The following is a 24,909-nucleotide window of genomic DNA, read 5'->3' as shown; positions in this document are numbered from 1 at the left end:
TCCTCAAGATATCTGTGCGTGGGACTGCATTAGTTTGCGATGGATGCCGGCCATCAGGGCCGACGTCTTGAAGCGGCCGATCAGCGCGGTGAACACCAGCGAGGTGATGACAAAATAAAAACTGCAGTAAATATACACCGGTACCATGACGCTGGTGCCGGTGGCGGCGATCACGGTGTTGCAGCGGCTGACCAGTTCGCTCACGCCCACCAGCGACGAAGCGCTGGAGGCGATGAAGGAAATCAGGAACACATTGATCCAGGTGGGAATGAACAGCAGCGCCGCGCCGATGTCGCCGCGCTTCCAGGCACGGTGCGCCACCACCAGGCTCTCGGAGGTGAACGACAGCGGCGCCGCCGACAAGCCGATCACCGCCTTGACCCACTGCGGTATATGCAGCGTGACGTCGCTGCCCGGCAAGGTGAACTCGGCCGGCAGCACGAACACCGCGTAAAAGATCAGCGCCAGCGTCGGCACGCCGCGAAAGAAGGTCGACACTTGCTCGGCAACGACGGCGGTGCGGCCGTGCCGGGTCACGCGCAGCCAGGCCAGGCCGGCGCCCATCAGCGAGCCCAGCGCCACGGCGCACACCGCGATCAGGATATTCCACAGGAAGCCCTGCAGCAGGAAGGGTGTCCACGTCAGCAGGAAGGCCAGGGTCTCGTTATTCATGGGTCGGCAGCCAGGTTTTTTCCACGTAGTTGAAGATGCGCGTCCACAGGCTGGTGATCAGGTAGAAGGTGATCAGCAACACCGTCATGGTCACGAAGATATTGCCCTTTTCCGCGATCAGCAGGCTGCTCGCGCTCAGCAGTTCCGGGATGGCGATGGCCGAGGCGATCATGGTCTGCTTGGTCAGGTTGATCAGCGCCTGCTTGACCGGCCAGCTGGCATACTGCGCGGTGGGCGCCAGATGGTTCAGCCGCAGCCGGTAGCAGGCCTCGGTGGTGCGCACATGGGCGGCGGCCTCGAGGAAGGCGCGCATCACCATGCCCGCCGTGTAGTAGCCGGAGCAGAACGCCGCCACCGCGAACGCCGGCAACTTGACGCCGAACTGGTACATGGTCCAGCTGCCGAAGCCGAAGAAGATCAGGTACATCATCAGCAACGGCGGCGTCAGGCGGCCGTAGGCCATGATGGCGTGGATGGCCTGCGTGCCCCAGCCGCCGCGGCCGTCGACCGTGACCGCGGCCGCCACGCCCAACGCCAGGCTGACGCCGACGCCGGCGGTAATCAGCAGCATCGTATAACCGACGCCTTGCAGGAACTGGGTGCGGTCGTAGGGGTCGTAGACGAAGTTCAGGTCCACGCCCAGCTGCTCCTTGATCCACAGCCCCACCGCTTGCACACCGGCCGCATCGGTGCTCGACACATTCTCGGCGCTGCGGCAGGCGGCGATCCAGTTGCCGCTGCTGTTGCGCACGCACTTGTAGAGGCCGCCCTGGTCGCGCTCCGACCAGATCGCCTTCTGCGCCGTCAGCCATGAGGTGGAGGCGATGCCCCACCGATTGTTGGCCTCCAGCAGCCAGCCGGTGCGGTGCAGCTCGGCCAGGATATTGCCCAGCGCCAGATCCAGTTCACTGCCGCGCTCATCGCGCGCGATGAAGATCGCCATCGGCGTGATCAGCGCGTTCGGCAGCGGCATGGTGTAGCCCTTCCACTCGGGCAGCTTGCTGGTGTTGGCCAGCGCCGCCGTCGCGTACAGGAAGCCCGAGCACTGGCCGTCGCGCAGCGCCAGTTGGGCGTCGCGCACGGTCTTGTAGTTTTGCAGCTCCAGCAGATAGCGCTCGCTCATCGGCTTGTTGAAGTAACTGCCTTGCACCGCGCAGATGGTTTCGTGGCGTATCTTGGGCCAGGCGTCGACCGCGTCGCCCGGCTTGAACAGCACGTTGACGCTGGTCTCGTTGTAGCCCGGCTCGATGGCGGTGGCGATCTTGCGCCGCGCCGGCGTGTCGCCGACGGTGGAGATCAGGATGTCGACATCGCTCAGCTCCAGTTTCTGAAACCGGTTCTCGGTGGTGATGCTGACTTTTTTCAGGGCCACGCCGAGGCGCTGGGCGATCAGGGCGGCGATGTCGCTCTCGAAGCCGATCACCTCGCCCTGGGCGTTGAGTGAATTGAAGGGGCTGAAGTCGGTCTTGACGCCGACCCGGATCACGCCTTTCTTGCGGATGCTGTCCAGCGCCGGGCTGTTGCCGGCCGCCTGCGCCGTCAGCGCCAGGAGCAGCAGACCGATGAGACCCAGTACTTTAAAAAAAGCGCTTTTCCACATTGTCGTTTTCTCTGGGCCGCAGACCGGGGTTCATGCTACCCGAGGCAGGCTCATCGCGCAACGACGGCGCTGCCGACTGTGGCGTGGCGGGGGCTGGCGGCCGATTGCGTTATCAAGCTGCCCATGTTATTGTCAATCGACACTTGTCCTCCCGAGACATCCATGCTGCATCCCCTGGCCAGCTTATGGCGCCATTCCAGCCGCGTCACGTTCTACGAATCTGGCGGCCAGGCCGGGCAGTCATTGCTGCACAGCGGCGCGCCGACGCCGGGGGCGCGGCGGCGTTTCTCCTCGTCCGACGACGCCTGCACCTACCTGCGCTTCTGGCTGGGCGAACCGGCCGCGCGCGCCGAACTCAAATGGATATTGCAACGCTCCGGTCCCTCGCTGGCGGGCGCCCACGGCGGGGCCGACGGCTGGCTGAACGCGCTGGCCGGCCGTCTGATGAGCGGCGCCGTGATCGTGCTGGAAGAGCTGAGCCGGCAAGCCCAGCCGGGGCGGCTGGTGGCGCCGTCCACGGCGGCCACGTCGGCCGCCGCGCTGTCGGCCCTGCCGGCGCTGAGCGCGGCGCCGGCCATCCCGGTGGTGCCCGACCTGCTGCCGGCGCTGGAGGACATCCGCATCGAAGGCGCCGAGGTGCTGCCGGAGCTGAACCAGGCGCTGGCCGAGGTCAACGCGACCATCTCGACGGTGGGTTCGGCCTCGCTGTCGCTGGAGCCGGCGCCGAGCAAGGTGGCGGCGATCAAGACGGCGCTCAGCGACGCCACCTCGCGCACCACCTCCACCCTGGGGGTGCTGTAGATGAAAGTCATCGACCACTCCATCGAGGTGCTGCCGCAATGCCCGGTCAACATCGCCAAGGCGGTGCAGAAGGCGGCCGACACCATCGTCGACCAGGGCAAGATCTTCGCCACCGAAGTCACGGCCACCGCCACCTCGCTGAACCAGGACATGCAGAAGGTGGCGGAACAGATGAAGGCCATCCCGGACCTGCTCAATCCGCAGCCCATCATCGACTGCTGCACCGGCGTGTTGGAGCAGGCCGCCAGCGACCTGCGCAAGCTGGCCAACGACGCCGCCGCCATTCCGCAGCGCCTGCTGGCGCAGACGGCCGGCGTGCAGAAGGTGGTCGATTCGGCCAACGGCGCGGTCGAAGCGATGAGCACCTTGCTGCCGGAACTGTCCGGCCTGGTGCCGGACTTCGGCGCGCAAATGACCTTCTTCAACAGCTTGCCGGGGCGGGGCCAGGCGCTGGCCGAGCTGGCCAAGCGCACCGGCGTCATGGTCGAGCAATACGGGCGCGATCTGCTGCCGCTGTCCAAGCAGTTGCAGCAGCTGGCCACGATGCAGGGCGGTCCCGGCGCCGGCAACGACGCCATGCAGGCGGTGCTGGCGCGCGCCGAACAGCTGCAAAACGACAGCCTGGCGCAGGTCAAGGCGCTGCGCGCTACGCTGGACGGCAACGTCGGCGATCTCGATACGGCGATGCAGGACGCCACCGCGCAGGCCACGCAAACCATCAGCGGCATCTCCGACCTGCTCAACGAGAAAGGCAATGCGCTGCTGGCGCCGTTGCAGGCGCAGATCGATCTGGTGGACCAGCTCAACAGCGCGCTGGGCGACGAAGCGAGCAACTGCGATGCGCTGTTCGATGAAGCGTCGTCGCAACTGAGCCACTTGAGCGACATCCTGATCAAGCCGCTGGCCGCCGCGCGCGCGCAGGTCGACGCCGTGATCGACCAGCTGGCCGCGGCGGCGGCCACGGTGGACGGCATGGTGAAGAAGGCGATGGAGCCGCTGGACGCGCTGGAGCGGCGCGTGGAGGCCATCAAGCAAGCCTTGCAGGAAGTGCTGGACGCGGTCCGCGCCGAGGTGGAGAAGGTGCTGCAACTGATGACCGAGCTGGACGGCGAGGCGGAAAACGCCAAGACCGTGCTGCGCCAGTTGCCGGAGAATTTCGTCCCCGTGCGCACCATGATCGCGGACGCCATCGCCATGCTGACGCAGGTGAAGGACAACATTCCCGTATTCGTTTCCGAGGCCAACAGCACGCTGGACGCCGCCTCCAGCGAGCTCGATCAGGCCGACGGCCTGTGCACCAGCGCGATAGAAATCTGCACCCGTTACATGATGAAGGCGCCGCCGTTAATGATGGCGCGCACGCTGTTCGTCGGCGTCAAGGCCATGATCCCCGGCGTGAAGACGGCGATCGCGGGCGCGCGCACGGCCGTGAAGACGGCGGGTGACCAGGCCACCGGCCTAATGGAGCGGGCCATCACGCTGGTCGATTCCCTCAACCCCTTGCTGGACCAGGCCATCGCCAAAGTGCAGGAGGCCATAGACGCGCTGGTGAAATTGCTGGAGCAGATGCAGGCGGCCTTGCAGCAAGTGTCGGACGCCGCCGAGAAAATCCCGCCGCAGATGCAGGAGCAGTTGGACAAGGCCGGCGCGGCGCTCCAGCAAATCCTGGACAAGGTGCGCGCGGCCGCCGAGCAGTGCCTGGCCAAGCTGCAATGCGAGCCCTTGGTCAAGCGTTTGCAGCAGGAACTGTCGGATTTGCTGGACCGTACCTTCAAGCCGCTGGAGGCGCAGATCCAGGCCGCCGGCGCGCCGTTGCAGAACGTCCTGCAGCAGGGCAAGGCGGAGGTTGGCAAGGCGGCGGCGATGGCGCAGGATGGCTTGGGCAAGCTCAGCGCGGCATTGGCGTCGGTGAAGCAGCAGGCCATGCAGCCATTGCAGAAGCTGACCGATACGCTGACCTCCGCGCGCGGCCAGGTGGATTCGGTGAGCGGCGCGGCGCGCCAGCAGGTAAAGCAGGCGGCGGACCAGGCCTTGTCGTATGTGGACCAGGCGTCGCAGGCGATCTCCGGCTTGAACATCCGGGCGGTGGGCGACCAGATCGCGCCGTATGCGCAGTTCTACGACGACGTGGCGGGCACGTTCAGCCAGGTGCAATCGCAGGTGCAGAGCGCCGCCGATGTGGCCGGAAAAGTGAACAGCTGGAAGAGCGATGCGCAGCAGTCGGCCAATGATCTGCTGGATCGCGTGCGCCAGGCGGCGGACGAGGCGAAGCAGGGCGCGAGCGAGGTGCAGACGGCGGCCGACAACACGGCGTCCGGCGCGCAGAGTGCGGGCGAGTCCATCGTGGATAGCCCGGTGTCGGAGCAGGTGCAGGCTTCGTTCGACGGCATGAAGCAGGATGCCGAGGGCGTGGCGGCGGAGTCCGATGCGGCATTGGCGGACATGTCCGGCTCGCTGGACGATGCGCAGAAGGAATCGGAAACGGCGACCGATCCGTATGTGCCGGATACCGACGCGATGCTGGCCGATGTGAAGGCGGAGGCGGACAAGGCGGAGCAGGCGGCCAACGCGGCCAAGGAATCGGAGCAGGCGTTGGCGGCACAGGTGGTCGCCAGCGAGAAGGACGTGGGCGCAGCGGCGGACGATGCGGCATCGCGCACGACGGCGATGAAGGATGAGGCGCAGGCCGGCATCAACAAGACGGTGGCGCAGGTGGAGGCGGTGCAAGCGCAAGTCAACGCGGCGCGCGCCGAGGCGATCAAGGCGGAGTCGATAGTCGATGCGGAAGTGGTCAAGCACGGCGGCACGTCAGCGAACGCCGATGCCAAAGCCGCCGCCGCAACCGACGCTGCTGCCGCAACCGACGCCGCCGCCACGACCGCCGGCGCCACCGACGCTGCCGCCCCGACTGCCCCGACCGCCGCGCCCGACGCAACCGCGCCCGACGCCGCCAAGTCCGCCGCCACCAGTGCCACCAGCGCCACCGCCGCTTCAGGCGCAGCGCCAGCCGATGCCGCGAAGGGCGACACCGCCGCAGGCGATGCGACGTCCGCCGCTGCCGCCCCAACCGGATCGGCCGGTGAGGCCGCGAGCACGGCGGCCAAAGCGCCCGCAGACAAAGATGCCGCCAGCGCGCCAGGCACTACCGCCGCCGACGCCAAACAAGCAACTGACGACAAGCCCGCAACCGCAGACGCGCCATCTGCCGAAGCCTCCACCGCAGCTGCGCCGAAGTCCGAAACACCAGCCGGCGATACGCCAGCAGCGGACGCCCCCAAAGCCGCCGCGCCAACAGGCGATATGCCAGCAGCGGATGCCCCCAAAGCCGCGGCACCAACAGGCGAGCCACCTGCTGCGGACGCGCCCAAAGCCGCCGCGCCAGCAGCCGATGTGCCAACGGCCGAAACGTCAGCGGCCGACGCAACGAAATCTACTGCCGCGCCAACCGCCGCCGCGAAAGCAGACGCCGCCAAACCCGATTCCGTGCCAGCCGCTGATGTCGCGGCTGCAGCACCGGCAGCAGCTCCCGCCACAGCAATTCCGACCGCGACGGCATCCGCACCAACGATCGACCCTGCCAAACCGCCTTCGTCCGCAGCGCCGGTGCCGCGTCCGAAAGCCGGAGCTGCAATGCCTGCGGACACAGATGCCGTGACTGGCAAGATGCCAGCGACTGCCGACGGCATGACAGCGCCATCTATCCCGCCTGCGGCCGCCGCAAAAGAACTCGACCCACTCGCCGCCGCCCGCGAGAAAGCGGCAGCAAGCAAAGCCGCCACCGATGCCGCCGCCATCGCCAAAGCCGCCGCCGAAAAAGCCGCCGCCGCCACCGAGGCCGCCGCCAAAGCCAAGGCCGCCGCCGACGCCGGCAGCGCCGCCGCAGCCGCCGCCGACAAAGCGAGCTCAGCAAAAGCGCTGGCCGACAAGCTCAACGCCGCAAAAGAAGCCGCCGCCAAACTCCCTGCCCACGATCCGAGCGCGGCGCTACAAAACTTCAAGGATGCAATCCCCCCACCGCCAACCACGCCGCCTGCCAGCTGACTACGACGTCACGAATTTGTCACATTGATGTTCCTCCACTTCGTGGCGAAAATATAACGCGCCAAATTTTGAAAAAGCTTGTGAGTGAAAGAATTTACATTTAATATCAATTGAGTATCGGAAATCTTTGTACCTATCAATTACGTTGCGGCTCCGCGAAATGGTGGTAACACGAGAAGTAGCTTAGTGCTCAGTCCGCCTGTTTTTGAAATAGATGTATCGTCGGCCGCTAGTCACCATAATGTGAGGATGTGAATGTCAGATAGCTTACAAAAATGGGTAGGACGCAATCGTCCCCCTCGTGTGCAAATCACGTACGACGTCGAAATTGGTGACGCCACTGAAAAAAAAGAGCTGCCCCTGGTGGTCGGCTTGTTGGCCGATCTGTCCGGCCAGCCGCTGGTGCCGCTGCCCAAGCTCAAGGCCCGGCGCCTGATCGAAATCGATCGCGACAACTTCAACGAAGTCATGGGCAAGATCTCCCCGCGCCTGGACCTGTCCGTGCCGGACACGCTCAAGGGCGAAGGCAATCTCAAGGTGGAACTCAACTTCACCGAGTTCGACCACTTCCATCCCGAATCCATCGTCACGCAAGTGCCGCGCCTGGCCAAGCTGCTGGAAGTGCGCCAGCAATTGCGCGACCTGTTGGGCAAACTCGATGGCAACGATGAGCTCGATGCGCTGCTGGAAGACATCGTCCAGAACACGCAAGAGCTGAAAACACTCAAGGACCAGGAACCGGCCGCCGACGCGGCGCCGGCGGCGGACGCGGAAGCGACCCCATCCTGATAGCACGCCCACGCGTGCTTCCCCTCATCGTTTAAGAGAGAGCTAAATCATGGCTACTAGTCAATCCGCCAAGGGCGGCGCCAAGTCGACGGAATCCGCCGGCGAGCTGAGCTTACTGGACCGCATCGTCCAGGAAGGCAAGATGGCGGTCGAACCGTCGCAAAACGCCTACGCCAAAAAACTGCTGGGCCAGTTCGCCACGCAGGTGCTGGACGAAGGCATGAAGACCGCCCCCGACAAGGGCGTGGTCGCAATGATCAACGAACGCGTGGCCGAGATTGACCGCATCCTCAGCGACCAGCTCAACGCCATCATGCACCACGAGGAATTCCAGAAACTGGAAGGCTCCTGGCGCGGCCTGCACGACATGGTGTACGGCACCGAAACCAGCACCACCCTCAAGCTGCGGCTGCTGAACGTGTCGAAGAAGGAACTGCTGAAAGACCTGGAGAGCGCGGTCGATCACGACATGAGTGTGCTGTTCAAGAAAATCTACGAAGAAGAGTACGGCACCTTCGGCGGCGCCCCGTATTCGGTGCTGATCGGCGACTACTACTTTGGCCGCCATCCGCAGGACGTGGCGCTGCTGCAGCGCCTGTCCAAGGTGGCCGCCGCCGCGCACGCGCCGTTCATCACGGCCGCCGCACCGTCGCTGTTCGACATGACCGAGTTCACCGAGCTGGGCGTGCCGCGCGACATGTCGAAGATCTTCGAAAGCGCCGAGCTGGCCTCGTGGCGCGGTTTCCGCGAATCGGAAGACTCGCGCTACATCGCCATGGTGCTGCCGCGCTACTCCGCGCGCCTGCCGTACGGCGCCAAGACCAACCCGGTGGAAAGCTTCAGCTTCGAGGAAGACGTCGACGGCCGCGACCACAGCAAATACCTGTGGGCCAACTCGGCCTACCAGCTGGGCCTGCGCATCACCGACGCCTACGCCAAGCACAGCTGGACCACCGCGATCCGCGGCGTCGAAGGCGGCGGCAAGATCGAGGGCATGACCGCCCACACCTTCAAGACCGACGAAGGCGACATCGTGCTCAAGTGCCCGACCGAAGTGGCGATCACCGACCGCCGCGAGAAAGAGCTCAATGACCTCGGCTTCATCGCCGTGGTCAACTCCAAGGGTTCGGACTTTGCCGCCTTCTTCGGCGGCCAGACCGTCAACAAGCCCAAGCTCTACAACCTCGATGCGGCCAACGCCAACGCGGCGCTGTCGTCGCGCCTGCCTTACGTGCTGGCGGCCTCGCGCTTCGCGCACTACATCAAGGTCATCATGCGCGACAAGGTCGGCAGCTTCCAGACCCGCCAGAGCGTGGAGAACTACCTGAACTCGTGGCTGAGCGGCTACGTGCTGCTGAGCCCGAACGCGACGCAGGGCGAGAAGGCCCGCTTCCCGCTGTCCGAAGGCCGGGTCGACGTGACCGAGAAGCCGGGCAAGCCGGGCGCCTATTCGGCCACCGTGTTCCTGAAGCCGCACTTCCAGATGGAGGAACTGACCACGTCGATCCGCCTGGTGGCCGAACTGCCGGCCGCCGTCGGTTGATGCCCGGCCAGGCTACACACACTACACTGATGTCCCCGCCCATCCGGCGCAAGCGCCGGGTGGGCCCATAAAATTTGGAGCCAGCAATGTCTGACGTACTCATTTTGGATTTGGGCACCACCATCAAGGGCAACTGCATGGTGACCGGCTATGCCGACAAGGTGATCGTGCTGTCGTATTCGCACAGCGCCTCGATGCCGCTGCAAATGGACGCTTCGAACACCGAGCGTACCTCCGGCCGTCCGGTATTTTCCGAGATTTCGTTCTCGAAAATGTCCGACCTGTCGACCACGGAAATGTACAAGGCCTGTACCCAGGGCACCAAGATCGGCGTCGCCAAGCTGCACGTGGGGCGCGTGGAAAACGGCAAGTACATGAATTTCTTCACGTACGAAATGACCAACGCCATGATCTCGAACATCAGCACCTCCGGCGGCGGCGGCATTCCATCGGACTCGTTCTCGATCAGCTTCACCAAGATTAAGTGCGACTACACCCAGCAGCAGTCGGATTCGACCGCGAAGGGCACCGGTACCTGGAACTGGAACCTGGAGACGATGAAAGCGGATTGATGCGGCATTGCGGCGGGCGTCCACGGGGGCCCGCCTGTCGTCCCATCCTGACCGCTGCTCGTATAGAAAACTATGTCTAAAGCCATCACGGCGTCGCTTGTGCCCCTGTTTGACCGGTTGACCGGCGTGCTGCACGCCTCGCCGGACGGCAGGTTGCTCGATGGCGGCGGCTTGCAGCACTCGCTGCAACTGGACCTGATGCGCTTGTTCAACGTGCGCAATGCCCTGACCATCCGCGCGTATCTGGAAGGCGATCCCACCGTGCTCGACTACGGCCTGCCCGACATGCTGGGCCTGTCGCCGCAATCGGACCAGGACCTGTTCATCTGGTCGCAGGTGCTGGAGCGCAGCCTGGCGCTGTACGAACCGCGGCTGTCGCACGTCAAGGTGGACGTCACCGCCGATCCGGCCAAGCCCTTCGCCGCGCGCGCCGCGATCGCCGCCGTGGTGTTGCTGGGGCAGCAGCTGTGTCGGGTCAATTTCGACGTCGCGCTCGATGCCCGTTCAGCCGCAATACAGGCGGCCGCATGACGGTCGGGCAGCGGGAGGCCATGCCGTGAGCGACGATATCCTGGAATACTACCGGCGCGAACTGTCCTATCTGCGCACCCAGTCGGCCGACTTCGCCACGCGCTATCCCAAGGTGGCGCAGCGGCTGGTGCTGAGCGGCGGCGAATCGGCCGATCCGCACACCGAACGCCTGATCGAATCGGTGGCCTTCCTGACGGCCCGCGTGCATCGCGACCTCGACCGAGATTTCCCCACCATCGCCGGCGCCATGCTGGACAATCTGTGCCCGAGCCTGACGCAGCCGGTGCCGGCCATGACGGTGGTGCAGATGAAGCTGGACTCCTCGCAAGGCAAGGTCATGGCCGGCATGCCGGTGGCGCGCGGCGCCATGCTGTCGACCACCGCCGCCAGCGGCGAGAACTGCCGCTTCCAGGTGGCCTGGGGCACCACGCTGTGGCCTTTGAGTGTGGCGGCGATCAAGATGGAAGACACGCGCACCCTGCGCCTCGACCTGCGCTGCGACACCGGCCTCGACGTCTCCGAACTGGAACTGGACCGCCTGCGCCTGCACCTGTCCGGCGACCTGATGACGACGATGCCGCTGCACGAACTGCTGATCAGCGGCCTGGAGCGCATCGAACTGCTGGCCGGCGGCGGCCAGCTGCACCGCCTCGGCCCCAACAGCCTGAGCGAAGTGGGCTTCGACGAGAACGAAGCGATCCTGGCGCAACCGGCGCACGCCCATCCGGCGTATGCGCTGTTGCAGGAATACTTCGCCTTCCCGCGCAAGTTCCAGTTCTTCGACCTGAGCGGCCTGCGCGGCTTGCTGGGGCGGGGCGAGGGCTTCTCGCTGCGCTTCGTGTTCAACCGCAGCGCGCGCGTGCTGTCGCAGCTGAGCGCCGACAACTTCCTGCTCGGCTGCGTGCCGGCCGTCAACCTGTTCCCCGTCACTAGCGAGCCGATCCGCCTGCACCGCCGCCATTACGAATACATCCTGGTGCCGGACTACCAGCGCGAGGCGGTGATGGAAGTGCACTCGGTGGTGTCGGTCACCGCCTCCGACCCGCGCGCCGAACGGCCGACCATCATCCCCAGCGTGTTCGCCGAATCGTCCGCCGATGTCGAGGATGCCAAGGTGTTCTGGTCGCTGCGGCGCGAGGTGAGCATGCGCAAGGGCATCACCGGCACCGACGTCTACCTGAGCTTTGTCGACCGCACCGACGTCCACAGCACGCCGGACGAGCCGGTGGTGTACGCGCAACTGCTGTGCACCAACCGCGGCCTGGCCGAACAGATCGCGCCCGGCACCCGTTTCTACGGCGAAGGCATTTCCACCTCGACCGACATCCGCGCGCTGTACCAGCCCAGCGCCCAGAGGCCGCCGGTGATGGAAGCCAAGGCCTTGTGGTCGCTGGTGGCACTGCTGAGGCTGAACCACCGCTCGCTGGTGGACGGCACCACCGGCGTCCAGACCTTGCAGCAGATGCTGATGTTGTTCGCAGGCGACAGCGCACGCGACCAGGCGCAGGTGCGCGGCGTCAAGAGCATGGCGGCCTCTGTGGCGACAGCGCGCCTGGGCACCGACACCTGGCGCGGCCACTGCCGCGGCACCGACATCGTGCTGGAGTTCGACGCCGACGCCTTCGTCGGCACCTCGCCGCTGGTGCTGGCCGGCGTGCTGTCGCGGTTCTTTGCCTTGTACACCTCCGCTAATTCCTTCGTCCGCCTGGCCGTCACGCGCGGCGGCGAACCGTGGATGCAGTGGCCTGCCATGAGTGGACGCCAATGTCTGATCTGATGACGCTATTGCGGGACGACCCGCATGCCTTCGATCTGTTCCAGGCGATCAGCATCCTGGAGCGCAGCGAACCTGCGCGCGCGCACGTCGGCACCTCGGTCGGCATGGATGAAGCGTTGCGGCTGTCGGCGCAGGTCGACCTGGCGTTCGCGCCGAGCGACGTCAGCGGCCTGAATGAAAGCAAACAGCCCGGCCCGCCGCTGACGCTGAAGACGCCGGTGCTGACGCTGGCCGGTTCGCAAGGCCCGCTGCCGATGCCGTTCACCGAGCTGCTGATGGAACGCCGCCGCGCGCGCGACATGTCGGGCCTGGATTTCCTGGATATTTTCAACCAGCGCCTGCTGGGCTTCCTGTACCGCAGCCGTCGCAAGCATCACCTGGCCTTGAGCACGGACAGCATCAACCACGCGCCCATCGTGCGCAGCCTGGATGCCTTGTCCAGCCTGGGCCGTGCCGAAGGCGTGCGCGGGCCGGACGGCCAGCAAGCCTGGCTGCGCCACGCGGGCCTGCAGGGCGCGGCGCCGCGTTCGATGGTGTCGTTGCTGGCCGTGGTGCGCGACCGCATGGGCGTGCATTTCAGCGGCAAGCAGTTTGTCGGCGGCTGGCATGCGCTGGCGCCGTGCGACCGCGCCAGGCTGCACGATCAGAGCAAGCCGGCGCCAATGACGGCACGACTGGGCATGGGCGCCAGCCTCGGCGCGCGCGCATGGGACCAGGGCGCGGGCATGGCGCTGGACGCGCCGCCGCTGCAACCGGCGCAGTACGCCGCCTTGCTGTCCGGCGCAAAAAACAACTCCCTGCTGGGCTGGCTGGTGGCGCGCCATCTGCAACGCGACATCCAGGTGCGGCTACGGCTGGACCTGGCGGTGCAGCCGCAAACGCGCCTGAGCGCCAACGGCGAACTGCCGCCGCGCCTGGGCCTGAGCAGTTGGCTGTGCAGTCCCGGCCCTTCGACCGCGCGGCACCAGCCGGCGAACTTCCTGCTGGCGACGGAAGAGGATTGAGCGGCATGGAAATCGACATCCGCACCTTGCTGTCCAAGCTCAACCCCGAATGCAAACGGGCGATGGGGCATGCGGCCGAGCTGTGCGTGAAGCAGACGCAGTACAACGTCGAGCTGGAGCATCTGCTGTTCACCTTGCTGGAAGAGCGGACGCCGGATTTTGTGGTGGTGCTGCAACGCTTCGGCATCGTCGAAAGCGCGGTGACGGCGCAGCTACAGCGCAGCATGGATGGCTTCAAGCGCGGCAACGGCCGCACGCCGGCCTTGTCGCCGCACTTCATCCCGCTGTTCCAGGAGGCGTGGCTGCTGAGCTCGATGCTGCTGGGCAGCCAGCAAGTGCGTTCCGGCACGGTGCTGCTGGCGATGCTGGAAGTGGACAGCCTGCGCGGCATGCTGATCGAGAGCGCGCCCGAGTTGCTGAAGATTCCGCGCGACCAGTTGAAGAAGGACTTGCCGTCGCTGCTGGCCGCTTCGTCCGAGGATGGCGGCGTCACGGGGGCGCCGGCCATCGCTCCGGCCGCTCCGGTGGGCGCGATGCCGACGCCGCAAAGCGCGAGCGGCGCCACGCCATCGCTGGACCAGTACACGGTGGACATGACGGCGCTGGCGCGCGCCGGCCGCATCGACCCCATCCGTGGCCGCGACGCCGAGATCCGCCAGATCATCGACATCCTGCTGCGCCGCCGCCAGAACAATCCCATCCTGACCGGGGAGGCCGGCGTCGGCAAGACCGCCGTGGTGGAAGGCTTCGCCCAGCGCATCGCCGCCGGCGCGGTGCCGCCGTCGCTGGCCAATGTGGTGGTGCGCACCTTGGACCTGGCGCTGCTGCAAGCGGGCGCCGGCATCAAGGGCGAATTTGAAAACCGCCTCAAATCGGTGATCGCCGAAGTACGCGCCTCGGCCACGCCCATCATCCTGTTCATCGACGAAGCGCACCAGCTGATCGGCGCCGGCGGCAGCGAAGGGCAGGGCGACGCCGCCAACCTGCTCAAGCCGGCACTGGCGCGCGGCGAATTGCGCACCATCGCCGCCACCACCTGGGCCGAGTACAAGAAATACGTCGAACGCGATCCCGCGCTGGCGCGCCGCTTCCAGGTCGTCAAGGTGGAAGAACCGACCACCGACGCCGCCATCGGCATGTTGCGCGGCATGGTCGCCACCTTGGAAAAACACCATGGCGTCGAGATCCTCGACGAAGCCGTGACCGACGCCGTGCGCCTGTCGCACCGCTACATTTCCGGTCGCCAGTTGCCGGACAAGGCCATCAGCGTGCTGGACACGGCCTGCGCCCGCGTCGCCATCGGCCAGGCCGGCGCGCCGCAGCAGCTGGAGGCGTTGGAACACGACATCGTCCTCAACAGCGAAGAGCTGCGCATCGCCCGCCAGCAGCACGCGCGCGGGGAGGACCGGGCCGCCGCCATCGGCAAGATGGAGATTCAGCAGGCGTTGTTCCAGGCCCGCCTGGAGCGCCTGAAGGAGAAACTGGCCGAGGAACGCCGCGCCGTCGATGAAATCCTGGTGCTGCGCCGCGAAATCGCCGCCGCGGCGGACGACCACGCCTCGCTGGCCGACGAGGAACGCATCTCGCGCGGCGACCAGCTGCAGCGCCTGCAAAAAGGCCTGGAGGCGATCCAGGACGACGAGCCGCTGGTGCCGGTGTGCGTCGATTCGAAGATCGTCGCTGGCGTCATCTCCGGCTGGACCGGCATCCCGGTCGGCAAGATGCTGGCCGACGAAATCCACACCGTGCTGCAACTGAAGGAGCGCCTGGAGGACCGCGTGGTCGGCCAGCCGCAGGCGCTGGACGCCATCGCCCGCCGCGTGCGCACTTTCCGCGCCGAGCTGGACGATCCGAGCAAGCCGGTCGGCGTGTTCCTGCTGGTCGGTCCCAGCGGCGTCGGCAAGACCGAGACCGCGTTCGCGCTGGCCGACATGCTGTATGGCGGCGAACGCAATATGGTCACGATCAATATGTCGGAGTTCCAGGAGGCGCATTCGATCTCCAGCCTGAAGGGCGCGCCGCCCGGCTACGTCGGCTATGGCAAGGGCGGCGTGCTGACCGAGGCCGTGCGCCGCCGTCCGTACTGCGTGGTGCTGCTGGACGAAATGGAAAAAGCCCATCCGGACGTGCTGGAGCTGTTCTTCCAGGTGTTCGACAAGGGCACGATGGAAGACGGCGAAGGCATCACCATCGACTTCAAGAACACCCTGATCCTGCTGACTTCGAACGCGGCGCAGGACGTCATCACGCAAGCCTGCGCCAACGGCAAGCGGCCCGATGCGACCGAGCTCATCGAGCAGCTGCGGCCGGCCCTGCTGCGCCAGTTCAGTCCGGCCTTCCTGGGGCGACTGGTGCTGGTGCCGTACTACCCGCTGGGCGACGAGCAGATCAGCAACATCGTCGACCTCAAGCTGGCCAAGCTGGCGGCGCGCTTCGCCGAGAACCACAACGCCCGCTTCACCTGGGACGACCGCGTGACCGAAGTGATCACCGCCCGCTGCACCGAGGTCGACAGCGGCGCCCGCAACATCGACTTCATCCTGACGCAGACCGTGCTGCCGCTGCTGTCGTCGCTGGTGCTGGAGCGCATGTCGATGCTGAAGCCGTTCACCGCCATCCACATGAGCGTGGGTGCCGATGAGCACTTCGCCTACGCCTTCCGCGACCATCCGCTGCGAGGCCAGCCATGAGGACCGGCTTCGAACAACCCGGCGGCCTGCTGACGGTGTCCTCGCCGTTCGGCGACAACGACCTGTTGCTGGACGCGGTCGAAGGCAGCGAAGGAATTTCGGAGCTGTTCAAATTCAACCTGCACATGCGTTCCGGCAGCACCAGCCTGAGCGCGGCCACCGTGGTCGGCAAGACCATGACGGTGACGCTGGACGTCACCGGCGGCACCAAGCGCTACATCACCGGCATGGTGTCGCGCTTCATCCAGAGCGGCTTCGACCAGGACTTCGCCACCTACGAGGCCGAGGTGGTGCCCATGCTGTGGCTGCTGACCCTGTCGCGCGACCGCAAGATCTACCAGGCCAAATCGGTGGCGGACATCGTCAAGGCTGTGCTGGGCGATTTCAGCATCACCTTCGACGACAAGCTGACCCAGACCTACGACCCGGTCGACTACGTCGTGCAGTACGACGAAACCGCGTTCGATTTCATCTGCCGGTTGATGGAGCAGGCCGGCATCTTCTATTTCTTCACCTTCAGCAGCAGCGCGCACACGATGGTGCTGGGCGACGCCTCGTCCAACTTTGCCGATTGCGCCGGCGCGGCGGCGGTGCGCTTCTTCCCGCGCACCGGCATGAACAACGCCATCGACACGGTGTCGCGCTTCGCGCACGAGAACACCATCGCGGTGAAGAAGGCCACCGTCAACGACTACGACTTCATCAATCCCAGTACCTCGCTGGAAGGCACGCATTCGGCCGCCGGCGGCAGCGGCGCGGTGTACGAGTTCGCCACCGGCCACCTGGCGGCGGCCGCCGCCACGGCGATCGCCCAGCTGCGCGTGGAGGCCAGCCAGGTCAACGCCGAAGTGCTGCGCGGCGACAGCTTCTGCTATCCGTTCAGCGCCGGTGCCAAGTTCACGCTGTCCGAGCATTTCGTCGAAGCGCTCAACGCCGCCTTCGTGCTGCGCCGCGTGCACCACACGGCGCGCGACGACATGTACACCAATTCCTTCGAGGCGTTTCCGGTGACGGTGCCGTTCCGCCCGCCGGTGCAGACGGCCCGCCCGCGCGCGGTCGGTTGCGAGACGGCGCTGGTGGTTGGTCCCAGCGGCGAGGAAATCTGGACCGACAAGTACGGCCGCATCAAGGTGCAGTTCCCGTGGGACCGCGACGGCGCCAAGGACGACAAGAGCTCGACCTGGATGCGGGTGGCGCAGTCGGTGGCGGGCAAGGGCTTCGGCGCGCTGTTCCTGCCGCGCGTGGGGCAGGAGGTGGTGATCACCTACCTCAACGGCGATCCCGAGCGGCCGCTGGTGACGGGCTGCGTCTATAACGGCGAGAACGCCACGCCGGCCGAACTGCCGGCCAACCAGACGCAGACCATCATGCGCACCTGGTCGTCCAAGCAGGGCGCGGCGGGCAACGAACTGCGCTTCGAGGACAAGAAGGATTCCGAAGAGCTGTACATGCACGCGCAGAAGGACATGCTGACCGAGATCGAAAACGCGCTGACCACGACGGTGAAGAAGGGCGCGGAAATCCATACGCTGCAAGAGGGCGACCGCACCGTCGATGTGCAGAAGGGCAAGGAGACCCACAACGTCAAGGGCACGCGCGAGGTCACGGTGACCGGCGACGAGACGCATACCAACGCCGCCAAGTTCACCCACAAGGTGACGGGCGACTACGCGCTGACCATCGACGGCAAGCTGACCATCACGGTGACGGGCGACATCAGCATCAAGTCCAGCGCGGCGGTGACCGAGGAATCCGGCACCACCTACGGCATCACGGCGGGCACGGCGCTGACGGCCAAGGCGGGCACGGCCCTGACCAACCAGTCCGGCACCGAGCTGACCAACAAGGCCGGCACCAACATGACCAACCAGGCGGGCGTACAGATGGACAACAAGGCGCCCGTCATCAACAGCAAGGCCGACGCAACCCAGACCGTGGAGGCCGGCGCGATGCTGACCCTCAAGGGCGCCATGGCCAAGGTGAACTGACATGACGACCGAAACCGACCTGCCACCAGAACCGCTCGCCGCCGCGCTTGAGCCTCCCCTTGCGCCGCAACTGTTCGAAACAAAGGGCGACGGCGGCCAGGTGCTGCAACGCGCGTGGCTGCGCGACGGCGTGCTGCACGGCCCGTTCGAACAGTTCAGCGCGCAGGGCCGCACCTTGATGAAGACCCATTTCGAATCCGGCAAGATGCACGGCGCCATGGCGGTGTTCGCGCCGGACGGCAAGCTGGTGCAGCAATCGCAGTTCCAGCACGGCGTGCCGCACGGCCTGATGGAAACCTATGTCAACGGCCGCTGCGTCGCGCGGCAGATGATGGTGGACGGTGTGGCGGCCGGCCAGTCGCTGTCCTACGACGAGGCCGGCCACCTGACCGCGCGCCTGAACATGCTCGACGGCCAGATCCACGGCCCGGCGGAATTTTTCTTCGAAGGCCTGCGGGTGCGCAAGTCGCACTACAAGGCCGGGCTGATGGACGGCGAATCCACCGACTACGACGCCCAGGGCGGCGTGGTGCAGACCTGCACCTACCGCGCCAACCTGCTCAATGGCCCGCTGCGCCGCTACTGGCCGGACGGCGAGCTGATGGAAGAAGTGATCTACCGCGATGGCAAGCCGGTCGGCTCGCCGGCGCGCTTCGACCCCAAGGGCAAGCGCACCGACAACGCCGCCGCCACACCCGCAATTCTGGACCGGCTGCAAAAGCTGGTGAGGGGGAGCTGATGGGACAACAGGTCTGCATGGGCGCGATGCTCAAATGTTCGTTCGGCGTGGCGCCGGGCACGTTGATGGTGCTGCCGGCCAACGCCGTGCTGACCGCCGTCCCCGACGCCAACATCATGGACAACAAGCCGATGGCGAACATCCTGCCGTTCGGCATGTGCCAGTCGATGGCCAACCCGATGGTGGCGGCGGCCACGGCGGCGGCGTTGGGCGTGCTGACGCCGATGCCGTGCATTCCGGCCACCACCGCGCCGTGGGTGCCGGGTTCGCCGACCGTCCTGATCGGCAATATGCCGGCGCTGAACAATTCGTCGAAACTGATGTGCATGTGGGGCGGCGTGATCGCGATTAACGCGCCGGGCCAGACCACCGTTTCCATTCCCTGAACCCCTCACCGCGACCGCCACCATGGAATACCGATTCAGCCTTACTCCCCGCCTGATCGCGCTGGCCATCTTCTCCGGCGTGGCGATGTTGGTGCTGTTGTTTGCCCTGGGCTACCAGGTTGGAATGAGCATGGCTGCGCGCCCCGCGCCGGCCGTGGCCGACAACGCGGCGAACCGCGCCCGACAACAGCTGAAGGGCAAGATCACCGGCGACGCCGCCGCGGCCGCCGCGCCCGTGACCGAACGCGTGAATGCCGCGCAAAAGGCCGCGCAATGAGCCGCCGCCGATACCTCGCGCTGATGCTGGCCGTGCTATGCCTGGGCTTGAGCCAGTACGGCGCCGCGTGGGCGCAGGGCGGGCAGAAGGCGCGCGCCGCCGCAGCCGCCAGCACCAGCGCCAGCGCCGCCGAGCCGGACCGCTCGCCGCTGGTCAGGGTCGCCGATGGCCGCATGCTGGCGCCGGACATCGCCCGCATCGTCAATCACGGCGAACTGGTGGTCTCCATGCTGGCCACGGACAATCCACCCTTTTTCTCCGTCAAGAATGGCGACCTGGTCGGCACCGACATCGACCTGGCGAAGCTGATCGCCACCGAGCTGGGCGTTACGCTGCGCTTCGACCGCAGCTACAAGACCTTCGACAGCGTGGTCGAGGCGGTGGCGCTGGGCAAGGTCGATATCGCCGTCAGCCGGCTGGGACGCACGCTCAAGCGCGCGCAGATGGTGCACTTCTCGATCTCCTACATCAAGCTGGGCCATGCGATGCTGATCAACCGCATGCGCTTCGCCCAACTGGCCGGCGACCGCTCGCTGCCGCAGGTGGTGCGCGACTACACCGGCACCCTGGGCGTGTTGGCCGGCTCCTCGTGGGAGGAATTCGGACGCCGCAATTTCCCCAAGGCCAAGCTGGTCAGGTATCCCACCTGGCCCGACCTGATCGAGGCGGCCAAGAAGGGCGAGGTGACCGCCGTCTACCGCGATGAAATGGAAGTGGTGCAACTGATGCGCGAGGAGCCCGGCCTGGCGCTGACCTTGCGCACCGTCACCTTCAGCGATCTGGAGGCGCCGCTGAGCGTGGTGGTCGGCATCCGCGACCTGACCTTGCTGTCCTTCGTCAACGAGCTGATTGCGCAGCGGGCCGTGCAGCCCACCGCCGACAGCGTGCTCAAAGCCCTCAAATAAGGAAACCCCGTGGACGCTCCGACCAGCATGCAGCGCTTCCAGCATTGGGCCCTGAACCCGTGGACCGTGGTCGGCTGCGTGCTGGCCGGCGGGCTGCTGGGCTGGGCGTGGCCGTCCATGTCGCGCTACCTGGGCGTGGTGGGCGTGGTGTATGTCGACCTGCTGAAGATGATCGTGCTGCCGTTCATGATCTCGGCGGTCATCTTCAGCCTGCAAAACCTGTACCGCGACGGCGGCGCGGCGCGCATCTTCAAGCGGGTGGTGGTGGTGTTCATCAGCTTCTCGCTGATCGTGGCGGTGACGGCGACGCTGTGCTCGGTGCTGGGGCGGCCGGGCGGCAACCTGCCGGCCGAGACCCGCGCCGCGCTGGGCAAGATCATCAGCGCCGACGGCGACAGCAGCAATACCGAGATGGCGCTGCGCGAGGAGGAGAAGCCGCCGCACCGCACCGACCTCAAGGACGTGCTGCAGTCGCTGATCCCGCAAAACATCTTCGCCTCGCTGGCCAATGGCGAAACGCTCAAGGCGCTGGTGTTCGCGCTGCTGTTCGGCTTTGCCGCCGGCCAGGTGCCGAGCCGCATCTCGGGCGGCCTGCACCAGGCGCTGGAGACCATCTACCACGCCTGCCAGACCTTGACGCGCTGGGTCAACCTGCCGATCCCCTTCGTGCTGGTGTGCATGGCGGCCAGCCAGGTGGCGCAGACCGGCCTGCAGCCGATCGCGGCGATGGCCGGCTTCGTGATCCTGTTCCTGCTGGTGTCGGGCCTGCTGATGGGCATGGCGATGGCGCTCATCAGCCGCCGCGCCAGCGTGCCCTACGGCGTGGTGATGGCGGCCATGCGCGAGCCGTTCGCGCTCGGCGTGGCCACCAACAACAGCGCCACCTGCATGCCGGCCATGGTCAGCGGCCTGGTCGAGCAGCTGCAGTTCGCGCGCGCGCGGGTCGAGCTGCTGGTGCCGCTGAGCATCTCGCTGCTGCGGGTCGGCGCGGTCGCGTATTTCGTCTGCAGCACCCTGTTCATCGCCGCGCTGTACGGGCGCTCGATGTCGGTGCTGGACCTGGGCGTGCTGGTGCTGGTGTCGGTGCTGTCCGGCTTTGCCTCGGCCGGCATGGCGGGCGTGGTGACGGTGTCGCTGGTGGGCACCATCTGCAGCTACCTGACCTTGCCGTTCGAGGCCGCCTTCATCCTGCTGATGGCGGTCGATCCGATCTGCGCCATGGCGCGCACCGCCGTCACCGTGATCTGCAGCTGCGCCGCCGTGGCCAGCATCTGCGCCGAACCCGTCAAGCTCTAGCGCCCATCATGCAGACCCTCGTCAAACCCGCCATGTTCCAGATGAAGGACATCTTCCAGCATCCGGCCACGCTGCTGGGCGCGATGCTGCTGGGCGGCTGGATCGGCACGCTGTTCCCCGGCAGCGCGGCGCTGCTGGCGGCGCTGTCGCTGCTGTACCTGTCGCTGATCCAGATGGCGGCGCTGCCGTTCGTGATCCTGGCGGTCTACTTCGGCTTGCAGCGCCTGCCGTCGGAGCCGGGCTCCGGCGCGCGGCTGGCGCGGCTGGCGGCCATGGCGCTGCTGGCCATGCTGCTGTGCGCGGTGGTGGGCGTGCTGGTGGCCAGCGCGGCCGGCGCCGGCGCCGGCATGACGGACGCGCAGACGGCGGCGCTGGGCAAGCTGGCGCTGCGCTCGGAGTCGCAATTCACCATGGCGCTGCGCGACAGCGGCGACGGCCCGGCGGAACTGTGGGACATCGGCACGCTGGTGCCGGACAATTTCTTCGGCGTGCTGGCCTACGGCTCGCTGCCGTCGGTGCTGGTCGGCGTGCTGTGTTTCGGCGCCGCGGTGTCGGTGCAGGACCCGCACCGCTCGGCCCAGCTCAGCGGCATTTTCGAGGGCATGTACCGCGCGCTGGAATCGCTGGTGAACCGCATCAACACCCTGTTGCCGGCCGCCGCCTTCGTGCTGGCCGCGTCCGCCACCGCCAGCGCCGGGGTCGAGGCCATCATACTGCTGGGCGGCTTCCTCGGCGCCTTCTTTGTCGCCGTGTTCGCGCTGTGCGCGGCGGCCATCGCCCTGATCTGCTGGAAGCTGAAGAAGTCGCCGTGGCTGGTGCTGCTGGCGCTGCGCGAGCCGATCACGGTCTGCCTGTTCTCGCCGGTGGCGGTGGCGGCGGTGCCGGGCTTCATCCAGGCCATGAGCGTGCGGCTGGGCTTCAGCCGCGGCATGGTGGAACTGGTCTCGCCGATCGCGCCGGTGTTCATCAAGGCCGGCGAGGCGACCTTCTTCGCGGTGCTGGCGATCTTCCTCGCCAACCTGTACCACCATGGCTTGACGGCGACCGAGATCGCCTTGATCTGCGGGCTGTCCTGGACCGCCGCGCTGTGGTCGGTGGGCATTGCAGGAGTGAAGTCGGTGCTGCTCGGCGGCTTCGTGGTGGCCTCGCTGGGCCTGCCGCTGGAGGCCGTGTTGCCGGTGTTTCTGCTGATCGAAGTGTTGTGCGAGGGACCAAGGAATTTACTTTCCTTTCTTGTATCATCGGCTCTGATTGCCTTGGTAGCGGATGGTCTGTATATTAATAACGAGCAAGATTCCGAAGTGTGGCACCCGTCCACGCTGAAGCTCGTCTTCACCCGCAAGCAAGCGCTGTCCGTGTTGTTCCTGATGTTGATCGCTCTGTTCACAGTGTTTTGCGCCGGCGTGGGCTATGGCCTGCGCAAGGCCTTTTGAAGACTGACTTATGCAACTGAAGATGACCTCGATCCCTCGCCGTGGCGTGCTGATGTTTATGCTGCTGGGCCTGCTTGCGGGCTGCGGCGCCACGCGCGCGCTGTTCGGCCCCAGCATGGCCTCGCCCGGCTGGAAGACGCTGACCCTGCGCGCCGCCGACGACGCCAACAGCAACAGCGCGGTGGCGGTGGACGTGGTGCTGGTCAAGGACCAGGCCGTCCTCGATTCGCTGCTGACCATGCCGGCCTCGAAATGGTTCGCCTCGCGCGCGGAATTGCAGCGCACCTTCCCGGAAGCGCTGACGGTCTACCCCTACGAGCTGGTGCCGGCGCAAACGATCAAGTTGAACGATAAAAAGTGGGGCGACCAGAAAGCCTGGGCCGCGCTGGTGTTTGCCGGCTATGCCAACGCCGGCGAGCACCGCGCCCGCCTGTTGCTGAACGCCTCGGGATATGTGGTGCAACTCAACGCGCAGGGCTTTGTGGCGACCGAGCCCAAGCCCGGCGCAGCACAGTAAGTTTATGGAAGCCGCTCAATGACCGTACCTCAACTTTCAGATCGCATCCAGTGGCACGAAGGCATGTTGCTGACGCCACAGCACTTCCAGCAGGAGGGCGCGCGCCTCGACGCGTTGCTGGCCTGGCAGTCGATGGCGACCAATCCCTACGGCTGGGGCGTGCGCGAGCTCGTCATCGACGAGGCGCTGCTGACCACCGGCCTGCTGCGCATCCAGCAGCTGCAGGCGATCCTGCCCAACGGCATGGCCGTGACCTACGACAGCGCGCTGGCGCAGGGCCTGCCGCTGGAGCTGGACCTGGCGCCGTGGGCGGAGGCGATGGCGCAGCAGGACTTGTCGGTGTACCTGGTGGTGGGCAACACGCGCTCGCTGCGCCAGCCCGGCCAGCCTGCCATGTTCCGTGGCGTCGAGAGCCCGACGGTGGAGGACGAGGTGTCGCAGGCGCTGCCGGCCGACGTGCCGCGCATGGCGGTCAACCTGGCGCTGGCGGCCGGGCCGGTGCCGTCGGCCGCCTACACCGCGCTGCGGCTGATGACGCTCAACAAGGGCAACGAGATCGTGCACCGCGGCGCCTACCTGCCGGCGCTGCTGGACCTGCCGGCCGCGTCGAGCGTGCTGCAGCGCGCGCAGCAGCTGGCCACGCACATGCGCAACAAGGCGGTGTTTCTGGCGCGCCAGACCGCGCAGCCGTCGTCGCGCACCGAGGACCGCATCAATATGCTGGAGCAGAAGGCCCGCCTGTCGAGTTTGATCCTGAACCTGCCGGTGCTGGAAGCCTTGCTGCGCAGCCCGGTCGTGCATCCGCTGCCGCTGTACCTGGCGCTGTGCGCGCAGCTGGGGCCGCTGGCGACCTTGCGTCCCGGCGCCGTGCCCATCATGCCGCCGGCCTACGACCACGCCGACAGCGGCCCGGCCTTCGACGCCGTGCTGAGCGCGCTGACCGACCTGGTGGGCGAGGTCAGCCAGGAATGGAAGACCTGCGTGTTCGGCTACGACGGCCAGGCGTTCTCGCTGGCGATGCAGGCCGACTGGATCGGCACGCGGCTGGTGATCGGCCTGCGCGGCCAGCCGGACCGCGAGGCCACGCAATGGATGGCGGGCGCGGTGGTCGGCTCGCAGACGGTGTGGACTTCGCTGACCGACCGCCGCGTGCTGGGCGCGGCGCGCACCCGCATCGACGCCGCGCCCGAGCTGGGCTTGCGCGCCAGCGCCGGCTACACCTTGTTCAGCGTGGAGGTGTCGGACGAATTCATCGTGGCCGATCAGGCTTTGTTGATCAGCAACGCCAATGAAAGCCTGCTGGCGCAGCGCCCGCAGGAAGTGGTGTTGTTCATAAAGGGATGATGCC

20 protein-coding genes are annotated in these 24,909 nt (G+C 66.5%); 18 read left to right on the top strand and 2 right to left on the bottom strand.

Annotated features, from left to right (window positions below; all coding sequences use genetic code 11):
* Nucleotides 1-3 precede the first annotated feature (3 nt).
* A complete protein-coding gene (locus D0T21_RS28675) occupies nt 4-672 on the bottom strand; it encodes an ABC transporter permease subunit (protein ID WP_116993402.1) in 669 nt (222 codons plus the stop codon).
* A complete protein-coding gene (locus D0T21_RS28670) occupies nt 665-2,272 on the bottom strand; it encodes a transporter substrate-binding domain-containing protein (RefSeq protein ID WP_116993403.1) in 1,608 nt (535 codons plus the stop codon). The genes D0T21_RS28675 and D0T21_RS28670 overlap by 8 nt, the downstream gene beginning before the upstream one ends.
* Nucleotides 2,273-2,434: 162 nt before the next feature.
* On the opposite strand from D0T21_RS28670, the gene D0T21_RS28665 reads away from it, so the two are divergent.
* The 18 genes from D0T21_RS28665 to tssK all read left to right on the top strand — a co-directional run bounded on the left by D0T21_RS28665 (nt 2,435) and on the right by tssK (nt 24,905).
* Nucleotides 2,435-3,073: a hypothetical protein gene (locus tag D0T21_RS28665; protein WP_116993404.1), complete on the top strand. Its 639-nt coding sequence runs from the start codon at nt 2,435-2,437 to the stop codon at nt 3,071-3,073.
* The gene (locus D0T21_RS32310; protein ID WP_199539644.1) at nt 3,074-7,114 is read left to right on the top strand and encodes a hypothetical protein; all 4,041 of its coding nucleotides are present in this window, start codon (nt 3,074-3,076) and stop codon (nt 7,112-7,114) included. It abuts the gene before it with no gap.
* Nucleotides 7,115-7,369: 255 nt separating this feature from the next.
* Nucleotides 7,370-7,903: a type VI secretion system contractile sheath small subunit gene (gene tssB / locus D0T21_RS28655; protein WP_116993405.1), complete on the top strand. Its 534-nt coding sequence runs from the start codon at nt 7,370-7,372 to the stop codon at nt 7,901-7,903.
* Nucleotides 7,904-7,952: 49 nt separating this feature from the next.
* Complete coding sequence (tssC, locus tag D0T21_RS28650; RefSeq protein WP_116994595.1) at nt 7,953-9,446, top strand: type VI secretion system contractile sheath large subunit; 1,494 nt, start codon at nt 7,953-7,955, stop codon at nt 9,444-9,446.
* A gap of 86 nt (nt 9,447-9,532) precedes the next feature.
* The gene (locus D0T21_RS28645; protein WP_116993407.1) at nt 9,533-10,018 is read left to right on the top strand and encodes a type VI secretion system tube protein Hcp; all 486 of its coding nucleotides are present in this window, start codon (nt 9,533-9,535) and stop codon (nt 10,016-10,018) included.
* Between the two features lie 72 nt (nt 10,019-10,090).
* Nucleotides 10,091-10,549, top strand: a complete 459-nt coding sequence (tssE, locus tag D0T21_RS28640) for a type VI secretion system baseplate subunit TssE (RefSeq protein WP_116994594.1) — start codon at nt 10,091-10,093, stop codon at nt 10,547-10,549.
* A 25-nt stretch (nt 10,550-10,574) separates the two neighbouring features.
* Nucleotides 10,575-12,326: a type VI secretion system baseplate subunit TssF gene (tssF, locus tag D0T21_RS28635; RefSeq protein ID WP_116994593.1), complete on the top strand. Its 1,752-nt coding sequence runs from the start codon at nt 10,575-10,577 to the stop codon at nt 12,324-12,326.
* Nucleotides 12,314-13,330 carry a type VI secretion system baseplate subunit TssG gene (gene tssG, locus D0T21_RS28630; RefSeq protein ID WP_229211675.1) on the top strand — a complete coding sequence of 339 codons (1,017 nt, stop codon included), beginning with the start codon at nt 12,314-12,316 and terminating at the stop codon, nt 13,328-13,330. The genes tssF and tssG overlap by 13 nt, the downstream gene beginning before the upstream one ends.
* Before the next feature lie 5 nt (nt 13,331-13,335).
* Nucleotides 13,336-16,020: a type VI secretion system ATPase TssH gene (gene tssH, locus D0T21_RS28625; protein ID WP_116993446.1), complete on the top strand. Its 2,685-nt coding sequence runs from the start codon at nt 13,336-13,338 to the stop codon at nt 16,018-16,020.
* Entirely contained in the window at nt 16,017-18,008 is a 1,992-nt protein-coding gene (locus D0T21_RS28620) for a type VI secretion system Vgr family protein (RefSeq protein ID WP_116993411.1), read from the top strand. Before tssH ends, D0T21_RS28620 begins: the two co-directional genes overlap by 4 nt.
* A 1-nt stretch (nt 18,009) precedes the next feature.
* Nucleotides 18,010-18,747 (top strand): toxin-antitoxin system YwqK family antitoxin, encoded by a 738-nt coding sequence (locus D0T21_RS28615; protein WP_116993412.1) that lies wholly within the window; start codon nt 18,010-18,012, stop codon nt 18,745-18,747.
* Nucleotides 18,747-19,133 (top strand): DUF4280 domain-containing protein, encoded by a 387-nt coding sequence (locus D0T21_RS28610; RefSeq protein ID WP_116993413.1) that lies wholly within the window; start codon nt 18,747-18,749, stop codon nt 19,131-19,133. The genes D0T21_RS28615 and D0T21_RS28610 overlap by 1 nt, the downstream gene beginning before the upstream one ends.
* Before the next feature lie 22 nt (nt 19,134-19,155).
* Nucleotides 19,156-19,410: a hypothetical protein gene (locus tag D0T21_RS28605; RefSeq protein WP_116993414.1), complete on the top strand. Its 255-nt coding sequence runs from the start codon at nt 19,156-19,158 to the stop codon at nt 19,408-19,410.
* Nucleotides 19,407-20,315 carry an ABC transporter substrate-binding protein gene (locus D0T21_RS28600; protein ID WP_116993415.1) on the top strand — a complete coding sequence of 303 codons (909 nt, stop codon included), beginning with the start codon at nt 19,407-19,409 and terminating at the stop codon, nt 20,313-20,315. The genes D0T21_RS28605 and D0T21_RS28600 overlap by 4 nt, the downstream gene beginning before the upstream one ends.
* Nucleotides 20,316-20,324: 9 nt before the next feature.
* Nucleotides 20,325-21,611, top strand: coding sequence for a dicarboxylate/amino acid:cation symporter (locus D0T21_RS28595; protein ID WP_229211674.1), 1,287 nt, complete (start codon nt 20,325-20,327; stop codon nt 21,609-21,611).
* Between the two features lie 8 nt (nt 21,612-21,619).
* Nucleotides 21,620-23,044, top strand: a complete 1,425-nt coding sequence (locus D0T21_RS28590; protein ID WP_116994592.1) for a cation:dicarboxylate symporter family transporter — start codon at nt 21,620-21,622, stop codon at nt 23,042-23,044.
* A 10-nt stretch (nt 23,045-23,054) separates the two neighbouring features.
* On the top strand, nt 23,055-23,561 hold the full coding sequence (locus tag D0T21_RS28585) for a hypothetical protein (RefSeq protein WP_116993417.1): 507 nt from the start codon (nt 23,055-23,057) through the stop codon (nt 23,559-23,561).
* A gap of 18 nt (nt 23,562-23,579) precedes the next feature.
* A complete protein-coding gene (gene tssK / locus D0T21_RS28580; protein WP_116994591.1) occupies nt 23,580-24,905 on the top strand; it encodes a type VI secretion system baseplate subunit TssK in 1,326 nt (441 codons plus the stop codon).
* Nucleotides 24,906-24,909 lie beyond the last annotated feature (4 nt).

Origin of the sequence: Duganella sp. BJB476 (assembly GCF_003416895.1) — a bacterium.
Lineage (GTDB): Bacteria > Pseudomonadota > Gammaproteobacteria > Burkholderiales > Burkholderiaceae_D > Rugamonas.
The sequence above is the reverse complement of the archived record's forward strand: the minus strand, read 5'-3'. Positions and strand labels throughout refer to the sequence as shown.

Coding starts and splice junctions, on each gene's coding strand:
- D0T21_RS28675 (WP_116993402.1), bottom strand. CDS start 672: ATGAATAACGAGACCCTGGCCTTCCTGCTGACGTGGACACCCTTCCTG.
- D0T21_RS28670 (WP_116993403.1), bottom strand. CDS start 2,272: ATGTGGAAAAGCGCTTTTTTTAAAGTACTGGGTCTCATCGGTCTGCTG.
- D0T21_RS28665 (WP_116993404.1), top strand. CDS start 2,435: ATGCTGCATCCCCTGGCCAGCTTATGGCGCCATTCCAGCCGCGTCACG.
- D0T21_RS32310 (WP_199539644.1), top strand. CDS start 3,074: ATGAAAGTCATCGACCACTCCATCGAGGTGCTGCCGCAATGCCCGGTC.
- tssB (WP_116993405.1), top strand. CDS start 7,370: ATGTCAGATAGCTTACAAAAATGGGTAGGACGCAATCGTCCCCCTCGT.
- tssC (WP_116994595.1), top strand. CDS start 7,953: ATGGCTACTAGTCAATCCGCCAAGGGCGGCGCCAAGTCGACGGAATCC.
- D0T21_RS28645 (WP_116993407.1), top strand. CDS start 9,533: ATGTCTGACGTACTCATTTTGGATTTGGGCACCACCATCAAGGGCAAC.
- tssE (WP_116994594.1), top strand. CDS start 10,091: ATGTCTAAAGCCATCACGGCGTCGCTTGTGCCCCTGTTTGACCGGTTG.
- tssG (WP_229211675.1), top strand. CDS start 12,314: ATGTCTGATCTGATGACGCTATTGCGGGACGACCCGCATGCCTTCGAT.
- tssH (WP_116993446.1), top strand. CDS start 13,336: ATGGAAATCGACATCCGCACCTTGCTGTCCAAGCTCAACCCCGAATGC.
- D0T21_RS28620 (WP_116993411.1), top strand. CDS start 16,017: ATGAGGACCGGCTTCGAACAACCCGGCGGCCTGCTGACGGTGTCCTCG.
- D0T21_RS28615 (WP_116993412.1), top strand. CDS start 18,010: ATGACGACCGAAACCGACCTGCCACCAGAACCGCTCGCCGCCGCGCTT.
- D0T21_RS28610 (WP_116993413.1), top strand. CDS start 18,747: ATGGGACAACAGGTCTGCATGGGCGCGATGCTCAAATGTTCGTTCGGC.
- D0T21_RS28605 (WP_116993414.1), top strand. CDS start 19,156: ATGGAATACCGATTCAGCCTTACTCCCCGCCTGATCGCGCTGGCCATC.
- D0T21_RS28600 (WP_116993415.1), top strand. CDS start 19,407: ATGAGCCGCCGCCGATACCTCGCGCTGATGCTGGCCGTGCTATGCCTG.
- D0T21_RS28590 (WP_116994592.1), top strand. CDS start 21,620: ATGCAGACCCTCGTCAAACCCGCCATGTTCCAGATGAAGGACATCTTC.
- D0T21_RS28585 (WP_116993417.1), top strand. CDS start 23,055: ATGCAACTGAAGATGACCTCGATCCCTCGCCGTGGCGTGCTGATGTTT.
- tssK (WP_116994591.1), top strand. CDS start 23,580: ATGACCGTACCTCAACTTTCAGATCGCATCCAGTGGCACGAAGGCATG.